General features: G+C 72.0%; 12 protein-coding genes. 3 read left to right on the forward strand and 9 right to left on the reverse strand.

All coding sequences use genetic code 11. The features are described from left to right. From ABT324_RS29855 to ABT324_RS29875, 5 genes are all read right to left on the reverse strand, one after another. A partial coding sequence (locus ABT324_RS29855; RefSeq protein ID WP_502949821.1) for a WXG100 family type VII secretion target occupies positions 1 to 3,025 on the reverse strand: 3,025 nt, incomplete at its 3' end. Positions 3,026 to 3,039: 14 nt separating this feature from the next. Continuing rightward, positions 3,040 to 3,369, reverse strand: coding sequence for a WXG100 family type VII secretion target (locus ABT324_RS29860; protein WP_351184240.1), 330 nt, complete (start codon positions 3,367 to 3,369; stop codon positions 3,040 to 3,042). Next, on the reverse strand, positions 3,366 to 3,941 hold the full coding sequence (locus ABT324_RS29865) for a YbaB/EbfC family nucleoid-associated protein (RefSeq protein WP_351184242.1): 576 nt from the start codon (positions 3,939 to 3,941) through the stop codon (positions 3,366 to 3,368). The genes ABT324_RS29860 and ABT324_RS29865 overlap by 4 nt, the downstream gene beginning before the upstream one ends. A gap of 260 nt (positions 3,942 to 4,201) precedes the next feature. Next, positions 4,202 to 4,990: an MBL fold metallo-hydrolase gene (locus ABT324_RS29870; protein WP_351184244.1), complete on the reverse strand. Its 789-nt coding sequence runs from the start codon at positions 4,988 to 4,990 to the stop codon at positions 4,202 to 4,204. Further along, the gene (locus ABT324_RS29875) at positions 4,987 to 5,712 is read right to left on the reverse strand and encodes a 2-phosphosulfolactate phosphatase (RefSeq protein ID WP_351184246.1); all 726 of its coding nucleotides are present in this window, start codon (positions 5,710 to 5,712) and stop codon (positions 4,987 to 4,989) included. The genes ABT324_RS29870 and ABT324_RS29875 overlap by 4 nt, the downstream gene beginning before the upstream one ends. Before the next feature lie 491 nt (positions 5,713 to 6,203). On the opposite strand from ABT324_RS29875, the gene ABT324_RS29880 reads away from it, so the two are divergent. The 3 genes from ABT324_RS29880 to ABT324_RS29890 are packed head-to-tail and all read left to right on the forward strand — an operon-like array spanning position 6,204 to position 7,836. Then, a complete protein-coding gene (locus tag ABT324_RS29880; RefSeq protein ID WP_351184248.1) occupies positions 6,204 to 6,674 on the forward strand; it encodes a ribose-5-phosphate isomerase in 471 nt (156 codons plus the stop codon). Positions 6,675 to 6,698: 24 nt separating this feature from the next. After that, positions 6,699 to 6,992, forward strand: coding sequence for a hypothetical protein (locus ABT324_RS29885; protein ID WP_351184250.1), 294 nt, complete (start codon positions 6,699 to 6,701; stop codon positions 6,990 to 6,992). A gap of 34 nt (positions 6,993 to 7,026) precedes the next feature. After that, positions 7,027 to 7,836, forward strand: coding sequence for an Fpg/Nei family DNA glycosylase (locus ABT324_RS29890; RefSeq protein ID WP_351184252.1), 810 nt, complete (start codon positions 7,027 to 7,029; stop codon positions 7,834 to 7,836). 223 nt (positions 7,837 to 8,059) lie between these two features. Here ABT324_RS29890 and ABT324_RS29895 read toward each other — a convergent pair whose 3' ends face one another. The 4 genes from ABT324_RS29895 to ABT324_RS29910 all read right to left on the reverse strand — a co-directional run bounded on the left by ABT324_RS29895 (position 8,060) and on the right by ABT324_RS29910 (position 12,297). Further along, positions 8,060 to 8,842, reverse strand: a complete 783-nt coding sequence (locus ABT324_RS29895) for a hypothetical protein (protein WP_351184254.1) — start codon at positions 8,840 to 8,842, stop codon at positions 8,060 to 8,062. 67 nt (positions 8,843 to 8,909) lie between these two features. Next, positions 8,910 to 10,127 carry a GNAT family N-acetyltransferase gene (locus ABT324_RS29900; protein WP_351184256.1) on the reverse strand — a complete coding sequence of 406 codons (1,218 nt, stop codon included), beginning with the start codon at positions 10,125 to 10,127 and terminating at the stop codon, positions 8,910 to 8,912. A gap of 51 nt (positions 10,128 to 10,178) precedes the next feature. After that, positions 10,179 to 10,805, reverse strand: a complete 627-nt coding sequence (locus ABT324_RS29905) for a 2'-5' RNA ligase family protein (protein WP_351184300.1) — start codon at positions 10,803 to 10,805, stop codon at positions 10,179 to 10,181. A gap of 55 nt (positions 10,806 to 10,860) precedes the next feature. Beyond that, a complete protein-coding gene (locus ABT324_RS29910) occupies positions 10,861 to 12,297 on the reverse strand; it encodes an MDR family MFS transporter (protein ID WP_351184258.1) in 1,437 nt (478 codons plus the stop codon). Between the last annotated feature and the right edge of the window lie 1,212 nt (positions 12,298 to 13,509).

Below are 13,509 nucleotides of genomic sequence, written 5' to 3' on the forward strand. Positions count from 1 at the left end.
GTGCCGCCCCGTTGCGGGCCGGGGCGTCCGGCTTCGGCGCCCTGCCGTCCGGGCGCGGTGCGCCGTCCGGGTGCGGTGAGGTGTCCGGACGCCCGGTCCCGTCGGGGCGGGTGGGGCTGTCCGGGCTGGGCGTCCCGTCCGGTCGCGGGCTGAACCCGGCCGGGCGGGTCGCGCTGTCGGGCCGTGATCCGTCCGGGCGCGGTCCGGTGCTGTCGGGCCGTGGCGGAGTGCTCCCGTCCGGTCGTGACGGGGTGCTGTCCGGACGCGTTGGGGTGCTCGCGTCGGGGCGGGTCGGGGTGCTGTCCGGACGTGGTGGAGTGCTCTCGCCAGGTCGTGCCGGGGAGCCGTCACGGGGCGGCACAGTTGTGCCGGGTCGTGCCGGGCCGTCCGGACGCACTGGGCCGCCGTCGGGGTGGGCGCTTGGCCCGTTGCGGTCTTGCGCTGGGCCGGTGCCCGGAGTGCGCTGGGGCGGTACGCCGGGGCCGCCCTGCCCTGGTGGGGCGTTGTGCGGGCGGGACGGGGCGTTCGGCGCCGTGGAGCCACGTGGTGCCGCGTCGGTCGGGCGGGGGCCCGGGCGGCCGGAGTCCGGACGTGGTGCCTGGTCGCCGCCGGCAGGGCGGGCCCCCGCTCCTGGGGTGCCCGGGGTTCCGGTCCAGCTGCCTCCCGAACCGGGACGGTTGCCGCCGCCACCGGACGGTGCGCCGCCGGGGCCACCGGCAGCGCCTCCGGCCATGCCGCCCATCGCGCCACCGCCCGCCGGTCCGCTGCTGGCGGAACCCGGCTGGTCGCCGCGAGGAGCGCTGGGCGTCGGCCCGGCCGCGCCCATGGGTGCCGCCGGAGCGTCCACGGTGGACGAGCTGGTGCTGGCGGGGGTGTTCGGGGAACCGTTCGTGTCGGCCTGAGCTCCACCAGCGTGCGAAGTCCCGGCGCCTGCGTTCGGGTTTCCGCCGCCCTGCGGGACGCCTCCGCCTGCGCCACCGCCACCGTGCGGGGCGCCTCCACCTGCGCCGTGCGGGACTCCGCCACCGGAACCGCCACCCTGCGGAACGCCACCTCCACCGGCGCTGCCGCTGTGCGGGACTCCGCCAGCGCCGCCCTGCGGGACCCCGCCGCTGTGCGGGACTCCGCCTCCGATGCTGCCGCTGTGCGGGGTGCCGCCACCGCCGGTAGGTGTTGTTCCGCCTGGGCCGGAGCCAAGGTTTCCGTTGCTGGACGGGGAATCACCCGGCGTGGTGTGCGGCGTTCCTCCGCTGGGGGAGGGGCCACCGCCGCTCGGCGAGTCCGCGGTGGACGCGTGGCTCACGCCGCTGGGGCCCGGGGTGGAGCTGCGCGGGGTTGGGCCGCCGTCGCCGGAGCCCTGCGATCCGCTGTTCGTGTCCACATGGGACTGGCCAGTCCCGACGGACGGGCTGGGCGAGTCCGATGAGGTCGAAGGCGCGTCCGAGCGTGGAGAATCCGCTTGGAAGGGAGTTGAACCGGACCCGCCGCTTGGTAAGTCGCCGCTGCTGTGCGGGGAACCGGTGCTGCTCGTCGTGGAGTCGTTCCCGCCGCCCGACGTGCCGCCGTGCGATGAGCTGGAGCCGTCGCCACCACCGTGGCCCGTCGTCGACGTGCCGCCGGATCCACTGGAGCTCGGTGTGGGCTCCCCTGCGGTGCCGCCGCTCCCGTCGCCGCCGGAACCCGTGCTGGACCGGCCGGAAGGCCCGCCATCCGTCTCGGAACCGCGGTCGCCGGAACCCGTGCTCGACGGCTCCGTGCTGGTGGAGCGGGTACTGCCGTCCCCACCAGGACCATCGCCCCCGGCTCCGGTGCCTTCGCTCCCGGGCCCGGTCCCGCCGCCGCTGCTGGAGCCGTCGCTGCCGGAGCCCGTACCGCCGGGACTGGTCCCGCCGTCGTCCCCGGGACCGGTACCGCCGTTGCTCCCCGGAGCGGTGCTGCCGTCGCTCCCCGGAGCGGTGCTGCCGTCGCTGCCAGGCCCCGTGCCCCCGTTGCTCCCCGGTCCCGTGCCGCCGGTGTCGCCGAGGCCGCCGGTGTCGGGGACGTCGACGTTGCCCGCTCGGCCGAGGGCTTCGCCGCCCGCGCCCATCCCGGCGCCGGTCACGCCGCCGGACAGCGCGCCCTTGCCGACGTCCTGCCAGTCGATCTCGCCCTCGGTGATCAGCTGCTCCGCCGCGCTGCCGACCGCGCCTTCGGCGGCGCCGAGGGCGCCTTCCTTCAGCGCCGTCTTGCCGAGCGCCGCCGCGGCGTTCTCCGCCGCCTCCCCGGCGGCTTCGCCCGCCGCGTCGCCCGCTGCGCGGCCCGCGGTGGTGGCCGCTCCGCCCGCGGCGTCGCCGACGGCTTCGCCAGCCTGCTTGCCGACCGACTTGCCGACGCCCTCGAACACGCCACCCACGGCGCCGCCGATGGCGCCGGAGATGGCCGCGTCCTTGAACTTCCCGCCGTCGAAGCCGTCGCGCTCGCCGGAGGCGATCTGCACGCCCTGCACCGCGAACTCGATGGCGAGCGAGGTGGCGATCTCGATGGCGACGTTCTTCAGGATGCTCATGACGAGGTTCCGGAAGATCGTCATGACCACGCTGCGGGTGACCGCCTGCGCGGCGGCCACGCCCGCGGTGGAGGCGCCGAAGGTGACCGGCGCGGCGGCGACCATCGCCGCGATCTGGATGGCCAGCGCGATCAGCGAGGCGATGATGGTCAGCTTGGTATGCTCGACGTCCAGGGCGGCGTCGTCGCAGGCCTTGGCGAGCTTCTCGCAAGCCTCCTTCAGCTTCGGCAGCGCGGCTTCGCCGCCGTCGCCGATGTCCTTCCACAGCTTGGCGAACGCCTCGGAGGTCTGCCCCTCCATCGCGCCCTTGGCCTGCTCAGCACCTCGGTTCGCGGACGTGTTGACGTTCGCGATGCCTTCCGCGGCCGCGCGCCAGGCGTCGGCCATGCGGCGCATGGCGTCCTCGTCGCCCTCGGGCCACGACTGGCCGACCACGATGGGCAGCAGCCACTTGACCTCGTCGGGTATTTCGATGCTCACGGGACATCAACTCCCTACGAGGGCATGCCGGAGCCGGACCTGCCGATGTCCGCGGCCGAACCGGCGTCGCTGGACTCGGTGTCGTCGGCGGTGGCCTTGAGGTTGTCGTCGATGTCGCCGAGGGCCTTGACGACCTTCTGCAAGCTGTCGAAGACGCTGTCGCGGCCCTGGGTGTAGTCCTTGGCGAAGTTCTGCCCGGCCTCGTCGCCGCCCCAGCACTCGCCCTCGGCGTCCAGCGCGGACTTCAGCGTGGTCAGCACCTGGTCGAGGTCGTCACCGGAGTCGCCGATCTTCTTGCCGCCGGTGCGGATCTCCTCCGGCTGCATCCGCATCTGGTCGCTCATCGGCGGCCTCCCCGGCGGCTGCTGTCCCAGTCCCAGTCGTCCCAGTCGTCGTCCGGTTTGGTGCGCACCTGCGGCGGCTCCGGCCGGTTGCTGGCCGGGGTGGCGGCGTCGTCCTCGCGCCGCTGGCGGCGCTCCGCGTCGGGGTCGGGCGGCTCGACCAGCGGGCCCTGGCGCAGCAACCCGGCCAGCGACGGCACACCGGGGACCTCCGGGACGGCGGAGACGTCGGCCAGCGGCGCGAACTCGGACTGCAGTTGCCGCTGGGCGGTGCCGGAGGCTTCCCGGACCACGCTGGTGATGCTGCGGGCCAGCTTCTCGGGCGTGGTGCGCTCGAACGCCTTCGGCGACAGGGCCAGCTCCTGCAGGGTCCCGGTGGCGTCCACCCGGACGGTCACCATGCCGTCGTCGGAGGCGATCTCGACGGTCTGGCGGGCGGCGGCCTCCTGCTTCTCCTGGATTCCGGCGGTGCGACGCCGCAGGTCGGAGAGCATGGTGTCGATCTGGTCGCGCAGTGCGGCGTTGCGCGCGGCGAGGTCCTGGCGACCAGCCTCGAAGTCGTCCCGTCCGGACATGTCCGCCTCCCACCCGTCAACCGCGGTCGCGCCCGCCGCTGCGGGGTCCGAGCGCGGGCCTGTGCAGGAAAGATTGACGTTCGCGTTATCGGATCGGTGCCCGAGGGTGCCGGAATGACTCTGAACGGCCTAGCGGAGAATGCCGTTCGGACCAGTTGTTTTGGGGCTTTCCGGGCGTTGTGGCGGGTTTCCGCTGTGTGTGGTCGACAGGGGTGTGCCCCGGTGAACAGCGGTGGTGTCCGTGCCAGCCCGATTCCCGGTCAGCTGCGGGACAGCGCGGTGCGCGTGGTGTCCGCGGGGTAGGGCGAGCGCCGGAGGGCCTGCGCCAGCGACAGCTCCCCGAGGCGGTGGGCCCGGCAGAGCTCGGCCACCGCGGCGAGCTCGGCGCGCTGACCGCGCACGAAGTCCGGGCTGACGGGCTCGCCGTGGCCAGGCACGACGACGGTGGGAGAGAGCGCGAGGACGCCGTCCACAGCGGACGGCCAGGCCTCCGGGTGCGCATCGCCGAAGTCCGGCGGAGCGCCCTGCTCGACCAGATCGCCCGCGAACACCACCCCGGCATCGGGAACCGCGACGACCAGGTCGTGGTCGGTGTGCCCGAGCCCGGGGTGGCGCAGCTGCACGACGCGCCCACCCAGGTCGACGTCGGCCTGCTCCGCCACCAGGTGGTCCGGTTGCGCCACGACCGACCCGGCCAGCGCCTCGGCGATGTCATCGGCACCTCCGCGCCGGTAGTGCGCCACCCACTCGGCGCGCTGCTGCTCGGCGGTCGCGCCCAGGAACCCGGCGCAACGCTCGTGTGCCCACACGGGCGCGGGCAGGAAAGCGCTGGTCCCGAAGCAGTGGTCGAAGTGCCCGTGAGTGATCACCACCTGCCAGGGCAGCGAGGTGATCCCCCGAACCGCACTGGCCAGCTCAGCACCCTGCACCCGATCACCCCGGGTGTCGATCACCAGCGCGGACCCAGTCCCGACCACCAAGCCGACGGACAGGTCGAGCTCGCCACACCGCCGCACGAACACGCCAGCGCCGACCTCGTGCCAGCTCATGCGGCCTCCAGGAACCCGTCGCGCAGCACCGGCGCGGTCTGGCTGCTGTTCACCTCGGCAGCCAGACCCACGTCGTGCGCGAACCCCGTCTCCGCCAGCTCCCGACCGGACTCGCAGCCAGCGAGCAGCCTGCCGATGTCCTCCCGCGCGCTGTGGAAGGCGGCGGCTGCGAGCTCGGCCTCGGGGGAGCGGCGGCCGGCGAGCGCGGAGACGATCGCGCCCGCGCCGAGCAGGTCCTCGATCGCAGGCCGAAGCTCGCCATCACGGCGCTCCCCACCCGCGACCACGCCGACCGGCCCACCGGTGCGCGCCGCAGCCCCAGCCACAGCATCGGCATTGCGCAGACACCCGGCGAACACGGTCGAACCAGAGGCGGAAGCGCACAACGTCGCGCCGTTCGGAGAAGGAAGGCCCAACCGAACACCCGCGGTGAGCGTCTGGAGCGAGGAAGGGCTCAACGACCACCGCTCGCGGTGCCGAGCCCAAGCCAGCACGACACCCTCCGGAATCGCGTCGTGCCGAGTCCGCAGGGGAAGCACACAAGCCCCACGGCCGGTCGCGACGTCCACAGCGGTGCAGAACGACAGCACGTCGACGACCACCAGAACGGGGAAACCCGACATCGCCCGAAGTCCCGGCAAACCCCAGTCCACGTGCACATCGACGCTGGCCATGCCGAAAAGGATATCCAGCACGAAACCCGAGCCGTGGTCAAACCGCACGGAACCGCGAGGCGCCGCGAGGCAGGGAGGCCTGAAAACGCGAGATCGATCCAGAGACAACCACCACTGCCGCAACTAGGGCCTGTCCTGCCGCGCCTGAGGGGACGTGATGCAGCCCGGCTGCGGTGACCTCAAGGCCACTCAGGTAACCACTGCTGTCGCAACGCGGGTCCCACTCCGCCGCGCCCAAGGGGAACGTGACGCGACCCAGCCACGGTGACCTCAAGGACGCAAGATCACCCACTCACGCAACCACCACTGTGAATCCCGGAGGGGCGGATCTGTCGTGCCTGAGGGGACGTGATGCAGCCCGGCTGCGGTGACCTCAAGGCCACTCAGGTAACCACTGCTGTCGCAACGCGGGTCCGACTCCGTCGCATCCAGGGGGGACGTGACGCGACCCAGCCACGGTGACCTCAAGGACGCAAGATCACCCACTCACGCAACCACCACTGTGAATCCCGGAGGGGCGGATCTGTCAGACTGCCGTCGTGCGCGTCTACATCGGCTCTGACCACGCTGGATACGAACTCAAGAACCACCTCGTCAAGTGGCTGACCGACAAGGGTCACGAAGTGACCGACATCGGTCCCGCGGAATACGACGCCCAGGACGACTACCCGCCGTTCTGCGTCGAGACCGCCCGCCGCGTCGTCGCCGACGAGGGCAGCCTCGGGCTGGTCCTCGGTGGCTCCGGCAACGGCGAGCAGATCGCCGCGAACAAGGTCCCCGGCGCCCGCGCCGCGCTGGCCTGGAGCGTTGAGACGGCCAAGCTCGCCCGCCAGCACAACAACGCGCTGCTGGCCGGCATCGGTGCGCGGATGCACACCGTCGAGGAGGCGGAGCAGATCGTCGAGGCGTTCCTGTCCACCGAGTTCGAGGGCGGCCGCCACCAGCGGCGGATCGACCTGCTCTCCGACTACGAGAAGACCGGCACGCCCCCGGCGCTGCCCGGCAACTGACCGGTGGCACCAGCGCGCCCCGCAGTGCCGACACCGCTGGTCGCGGTGGCGGCGACGGCGGTTGGCGTGCTGGTGCTCTTCTTCGGGCAGCGTGCGCTCTCGCCCACCCTGGTGGAGGCGTCCTGCCCGGCCCCGGACTGCGCCCTCGGCATCGGCCTGTGGCTGCTCGTCGGCGCGGTCGTGGCGCTGCTGCTCTCCCTGATCGCCGGAGTCGCGTTCCGGCACCGCGACCGGCCGGTTCGCCGCGGCCTGCACATCGCGCTGTGGTGCGTGCTGGCCTACCTCGCGGAGTCGGTCGCGCTGTGGATCATCGCCTGAGCGCTGCTCGAACACCCCGAGGAAGCACCCCGACATGCCCGAAGGCCACACCCTGCACCGGCTCGCCGGTCTGCACGACGAGTTGTTTGCCGGGACGCGGGTCCGGGTCGGCAGCCCGCAGGGGCGCTTCGCCGCGAGCGCTTCGCTGCTGGACGGCTCGGTGCTGGAGCGCGCCGAGGCGCACGGCAAGCACCTGTTCCACCACTACGGCCCGGACCGGATCGTCCACGTCCACCTGGGGCTGTACGGCACCTTCAGCGAGTCCGAGCTCCCGGTGGTCGAACCGCGCGGCCAGGTGCGGATGCGGATCATCGGCGAGACGCACTGGACCGACCTGCGCGGCCCGACCGCCTGCGAGCTGCTGACCGGGGACGAGGTCGCGGCGCTGCTGGCCAGGCTCGGCCCGGACCCGCTGCGCGCGGACGCCGACCCGGAGCGCGCGTGGGCGCGGATCTCCCGCTCGCGCACGAGCATCGCGGCGTTGCTGCTGGACCAGAAGGTGCTGGCCGGGGTGGGCAACGTCTACCGGGCCGAGGTGCTGTTCCGGCACGGCATCCCGCCGTGCACGCCGGGCCGTGACCTCACGCGCGAGCACTGGGACCTGATCTGGGCCGACCTCGTCGAGCTGATGGCTGACGGGCTCCGGGTGGGCCGCATCGACACCGTGCGCCCGGAGCACCTGCCCGAGGTGACCGGCCGCGCCCCGCGCCAGGACCGGCACGGCGGTGAGGTCTACGTCTACCGGCGGGCGTCGATGCCCTGCCTGGTCTGCGGAACCCCGGTCGCCACGGCGGACCTCTCCGGCCGCAAGCTCTACTGGTGCCCCACCTGCCAATCCAGCTAATTCCCCCACCGGGTCCCTCCGGGTGGACGCCGTGGAGACCAGAAGTCTGATCCCCATGGAACTCGCGGGGACTCCTCCACAGCCCGCACGACCTGCCCCCAACCTCCGGCGTGTCGGGACGTCCGACCCGCCGTGGGACCGCAGTTTCAATTGAAACTGCGATCTCCAGGCAGGGCAAACCGCAGTTTCAATTGAAACTGCGGTCAGCGGGGAGCGGGGCGAGTCAGAAGCCGAAGTCGCCGAAGTCGCCGAAGTCGCCGAAGTCGCCGAAGTCGCCGAAGTCGCCGTTGGGGTCCCCGCCTGGGGCTCCGTCGAAGTCCCCGCTGGGGTCCGCGCCCGGGTCGTCGGCGCCCATGCCGTCCGGGTGACCGTCCGCGTGGGCGGCTTCGGCCGGGACCCCGGACATGCCGCTGAACAGGGCGCTCATCAGCACGAACGAGCCCACGCCCCAGGCACCCGCGACCAGGGCCGGCTTCCACCACGGCTCGCTGTACCAGCCCTGCGGGACCGGGCGACCGGCGACCGTGCCGCCGGGGTAGAAGTGCGGCGTCTGCTCGCTCGGGTTCGGCGAGGCGACCTGCTGGCGGCCTTCCACCTCGACTTCGCGGAGCTCGGTGACCTTGCCCGCGCCGCGCTGACCAGCCAGGTCGGGCAGCTCCGGGCCCGGGTCCATGTCCATGGCGACCCGCGCGGCCCGCACGTAGTAGAGCCCTTCCAGGGCGGATTCGGTGGTCAGGCGGGCCTGCTGCTCGGTGCTGGCCTGCTCCAGCTGGGAGACCGCTGCGCCGTGCCGCTCGGCGGCGTCGGCCAGCGCCTGCTTGGCGGCCTCGTTGGTGCCGACCAGGTTGAGCACCTGGCCGCCCAGCCGCTCCACCCAGCGCCGGGCCTCGGCCTTGGCGTCGTCCAGCTGCCTGCGCTGGTGCTCCACGGCCTTCTTGCGGGACCACCAGGTGGCCGCCCCGATCACCACCAGCGCGACCACGATGATCAGGACTGCGGTGAGCACCAGGACCTCCCCGGACCGGACGTTTCCGTCCTCCTCGACAGTACCTGGCCATCGCGCGAACGGGTGATCAGAAGCCCTCCTGGCAGTGCGGCGCGCAGTCGGTCGCGAACGCCCGGGACGCCGTGACCAGCGCACCGGGCTCGTGCTCGACGACCCGCCCGGAGCGGGCCAGCCCGGCCAGCGTGCTGCCGCCCAGGTAGGCGGCCGCGAGGTCGGTGACGTCCAGCGAGAGGTGCCCGGTTTCCTCGGTGCGGGTGACGGTGGCGGCGGACCCCGCCGCGTCGGTGCGCAGCCGCCAGCGCCCCTGGTTCCACGGGCAGAAGCGGTCGGTGACGTCGAGGACCACGTCGGCCGGGGCGCTGTAGCGGCGGGCCATCAGCGCCCGGTCCAGGTTGATCAGCCGGACCCACAGGCCGTCGACCACCCTCCGGTCGGCGGCGCGCGGGTTGGCGAGCATGCCGAGCACCGGCTCGTCGAGGGCCGCTTTGCGCCAGTGCACCTCGGAGACCAGGTCGACGTCCAGCAGGTACCGCCACAGGGCGGCGTAGGCCTGCGGGGTCGCGGCCACGAGTTCCGCCACGTGCAGCTCGTGGGCGGGGCCGCGCGCGGTCCACTTCCGCTTGGGCCGGTAGATGGCGTAGCCGTCGGGGTGCACCGCGAACCGGGGAGCGCTGTGCCCGCCGTGCGCGTTGGGCCAGTCCAGGACGCGGGCCTCCCAGGAACCGTCGCTGCGCGAGAGCCACCCGGTTCGGGTCTCCGCGACCGCGGGGTAGCGGGCGCGCACCACCTCCACCGCCCGCTCACGGCCGACCTCGCGCACCGGGCGCCCGTCAACATCCACAGTGGACAGGAAGGCCGCGCCGCGCGGCACTGCCAGGTGGCTTTCGAAGCTGGCCAGCCCGTACCCGAACCGGCCGTAGATGCCGGCCTCCGAGGCGTACAGCGCCGCGACCGGGACACCCCCGTCGTGCAGCGCGTCCAGCTGCGCGCGCATCAACGCGGTGAGCACGCCGCGTCGCCGGTGCCCGGGCTTGACACCCACCGCGGTGACCGCCGCGAGCGGGCACTGCGCGGGCCCCGGCACGGTGATCTCCTGGTCGAACCGCCCGGCGCAGCCGATCAGCTCGTCCCCGTCGAAGACGCCGTGCGCGAGTTCTGCGCGGAACGTGCTGCTGCACACCTCGCGCGCGGCCTCCAGCGAATCGTCGAGGAACGCGGCGGCGAAGACGTCGAAGAAGTCCCCTTGCTCGTCGGTGCGCAGACGGCGCGTGCTGAGCTCACCCATGCGGCCTTGATACCGAGCCGGGCAGCGCGGCGCGACCCGGTGCCCGGGTGATCAGGCGCCGAGCTGGACCTCGGTGACCTTCTCCCACTCGGGGGACGAGTGGTCGCGGTTGAGCTTCACCAAAGACAGCGTGGGGAGCTTGGCGGTGGTCGGCTCCACCTGGGTGGCGCTGAGCGTGGCGACCGCGAAGATGGCCGGGCCGTCGGTGGTGGAGTGCGCGAGGCTGACGTGCTTGTCGACGTCCTCGGGTTCCGGCGGCACCGCCGACTCGCCGAGCACGTCGGCCAGCGCCTCGCGCACCGCGTTGCGCAGCTCGATGACCGTCGACTGCGGTTCGGCGGGCAGCGACAGCGATTCCGGCTGCACCACGGCGTGGTGGAAGGCCAGGGTGAGCGGCAGCACCGACTCGACCCGCTTGCGGGTGGCCGCGACCAGCTCTTCGAGGCGCGACTCGGTGACCTCGTCGGTGAACCCGACCTCCTGGACCAGGATGTGCATCCACTCCAGCGGCACCAGGTCGAAGCCGGGCAGGTCGCGCAGCGCGTACTGGTAGTCGTTGACCAGCTTGCGCAGCCCAGGTTGGTCGGCGAGCGGCAGCAACCAGGCGTAGCCGGTGCGCCCAGCGCGCCAGCCCGGGCGCCAGCGGGCGTGGTTGCGGACCTGGTCGACGTGCGGCATATCGGTCACCCCTCACATACTGCCCGGAGCTGTCCGGCGGCGGGGCGCGCTTGACCTATCTCACGGTCTCGACCGCCTCACGGTCGTCTGGGCGGGCTGGTCCGCGCGGACGGTCGAGGGTGGCCGCGGCATCGGCGTCGCGCACCCGCAGAGCCAGCAGGATACCCAGCGCGGCGAACGCCGCGGAGACCAGGAACGCCCCGTGGTACGCACCGAGCTGGACCTCGGCCAACGGGGTCGCGGGGTCCTTTGTGGACTGGCCGTGCTCGGTGAGCACCACGAGCACGGTGGCGACGACGGCGGTGCCGAGCGCGGTGGCGACCTGACGGCTGACGTTGAACAGCGAGCTGGCGTGCCCCATGGACGACCCGGAGATGCCCGCGAAGGTGGCCGTCTGCACCGGGGTCATCAGCAGCCCCATCGCCACGCCCTGCACCGCGAGCAACCCCACCAGGAAGCCCAGCGAGGTGGTCAGCCCCTGCAGCTGCAGCCCGGCGCAGATCACCAGCTGCACCGCGAACCCGGCCAGGACCAGCCGCTTCGGACCGATCCGGCCGTAGACGCGGCTGACCACCTGGGTGGTCGCCAGCATCGCCACCGCCTGCGGCATGAGAACCAGCCCGGCCTGCATCGGGGACACCCCGCGCAGGTTCTGCAGGTAGAGCGGGAGCAGGAAGAGGATGCCGAACATCGACCCGGTCTGGAGCACCAGGAGCAGGTTGCCGGTGCCGAACATCCGGTCGGAGAGCAGCCGCAGGTCCAGCATCGGTTCGCGGATGGTGAGTTCCCGCCAGATCAGCCCGGTGATGAGCAGCCCGGCCACGAGCAGGCTCACCCACACCTGGGTGGTGCCCCAGCCGAGCTGGGCGCCCTGCTCCAGCCCGTACAGCAGGGTGGCCAGCCCGACGCCGGCGAGCACGAAGCCGGGCAGGTCGAAACGCCCGGGGGCGGTGCGCTGGTCCTCGCGCAGGTACAGCACGGTGAACAGCAGTGCGAGCGCCCCGACGGGCACGTTGATGAAGAAGATCCAACGCCAGCTGGCGTACTCGACGAGCACGCCGCCGAGTACCGGCCCGAGCATCGGCGCGACGGTGATCGGGATGGACAGCACCGCCCCGGCCTTGGCCCGCTCGTGGGGCGGGAAGGCCCGGAAGAGCATGGTCTGCCCGACGGGCACCAGCATGCCGCCGCCGACGCCCTGCAGCACCCGCGCGGCGATGAGCATCCACATCTCGGTGGACACCCCGCACAGCACGGAGGCGAGGGTGAAGATGATCACCGCGGCCTGGAACGTCCGCTTGCTGCCGAACCGGTCGGCGATCCAGCCGGAGGACGGGATGAACACGGCGAGGCTGATCATGTACCCGGTCAGCACCCACTGCAGCGCCGCGGGATCGACCTGGAACTCCCGCCCCAGCGTGGCGAGCGCCACGTTCAGGATGGTGACGTCCAAGATCTGCATGATCAAGGCCAGCACGAAGGTGATCCCCACGAGCCACTTGTACTCGAGCCGCCGCACACAACCCCCAAGACCGAAAGAACGAGAAGCAGAGACCCCGGACCAGCAACCCAGCCCAACCCCGACCCACCCAGAATGACCCAACCCCCCGACAAACCCCAACCGAAATACCCCACCCCCAACCACCCAAAGCCCCCACCCCAACCCCAACACCCCTCACGACCAGCAAGAACCCAAACCCACTGAGATCCACGCAACAAGAGCAACAAGAGCCCCAGAACCCCCCACAAAAGCACTACAACCACACCCAACCGAGCTCCAACCGCACCAAGAAGCAGCTACCCACGGTAACCCTGAAGCCCCACCGGTAACCCACAGCGAACCCCAAAAGCCCGACCCAGACCAGCGCAACCCCAACCAAGCCAGCGACACAGCGACACCCCACCGCTCCCACCCAAGAACCCAGCTCACATCAACAGCAAAACCCACAATCCCACCCAGGATGCAGCAACCCACAAAATTGAAAACGCAACAAAACCCAAATTCCCAAACGGCAAAGAGAATCGACCAGCAACCCACCCCGAACGCACCAACCAGCGAGCCCACCCCACAAACGTCCGCCCCGAAGCACCCCACCCCGAGCCCAAAGGCCGAGCAAGCCTCCGAGCCCAAAGGCCGAGCAAAGGACCTAATGCGAAGGCGGCCACGAGCTGGCTGGTGAAAGCTCAGGTCGGGAACGATGCGCGAGGCAGGGAGCAGTTGAGAGGGTGGCCCCGGCGCCGTGGGGGTCTGGGGGGCTCGGCCCCCAGGTGTGATGGCGAAGAGGACCGGCCAACGCCCCCGTTGGCACACTTCACCCATCCTCGAAGAGGCCGGCCAACGCCCCTGTTGGGCCCAATGCGAAGGCGGCCACGAGCTGGTTGGTGAAAGCTCAGGTCGGGAACGATGCGCGAGGCAGGGAGCAGTTGAGAGGGTGGCCCCGGCGCCGTGGGGGTCTGGGGGGCTCGGCCCCCCCCAGGTGTGATGGCGAAGAGGACCGGCCAACGCCCCCGTTGGCACACTTCACCCATCCTCGAAGAGACCGGCCAACGCCCCTGTTGGGCCCAATGCGAAGGCGGCCACGAGCTGGCTGGTGAAAGCTCAGGTCGGGAACGATGCGCGAGGCAGGGAGCAGTTGAGAGGGTGGCCCCCGCGCCGTGGGGGTCTGGGGGGCTCGGCCCCCCAGGTGTGATGGCGAAGAGGACC

Origin of the sequence: Saccharopolyspora sp. NPDC000359 (assembly GCF_040300525.1) — a bacterium.
In the GTDB taxonomy this organism is placed as follows: Bacteria; Actinomycetota; Actinomycetes; order Mycobacteriales; family Pseudonocardiaceae; genus Saccharopolyspora.

What these genes read in the sequence shown, in the direction of transcription:
- ABT324_RS29890 (WP_351184252.1), top strand. Translation starts at nt 7,027, where the DNA reads ATGCCCGAAGGCCACACCCTGCACCGGCTCGCCGGTCTGCACGACGAG.
- ABT324_RS29900 (WP_351184256.1), bottom strand. Translation starts at nt 10,127, where the DNA reads ATGGGTGAGCTCAGCACGCGCCGTCTGCGCACCGACGAGCAAGGGGAC.
- ABT324_RS29865 (WP_351184242.1), bottom strand. Translation starts at nt 3,941, where the DNA reads ATGTCCGGACGGGACGACTTCGAGGCTGGTCGCCAGGACCTCGCCGCG.
- ABT324_RS29860 (WP_351184240.1), bottom strand. Translation starts at nt 3,369, where the DNA reads ATGAGCGACCAGATGCGGATGCAGCCGGAGGAGATCCGCACCGGCGGC.
- ABT324_RS29905 (WP_351184300.1), bottom strand. Translation starts at nt 10,805, where the DNA reads ATGCCGCACGTCGACCAGGTCCGCAACCACGCCCGCTGGCGCCCGGGC.
- ABT324_RS29870 (WP_351184244.1), bottom strand. Translation starts at nt 4,990, where the DNA reads ATGAGCTGGCACGAGGTCGGCGCTGGCGTGTTCGTGCGGCGGTGTGGC.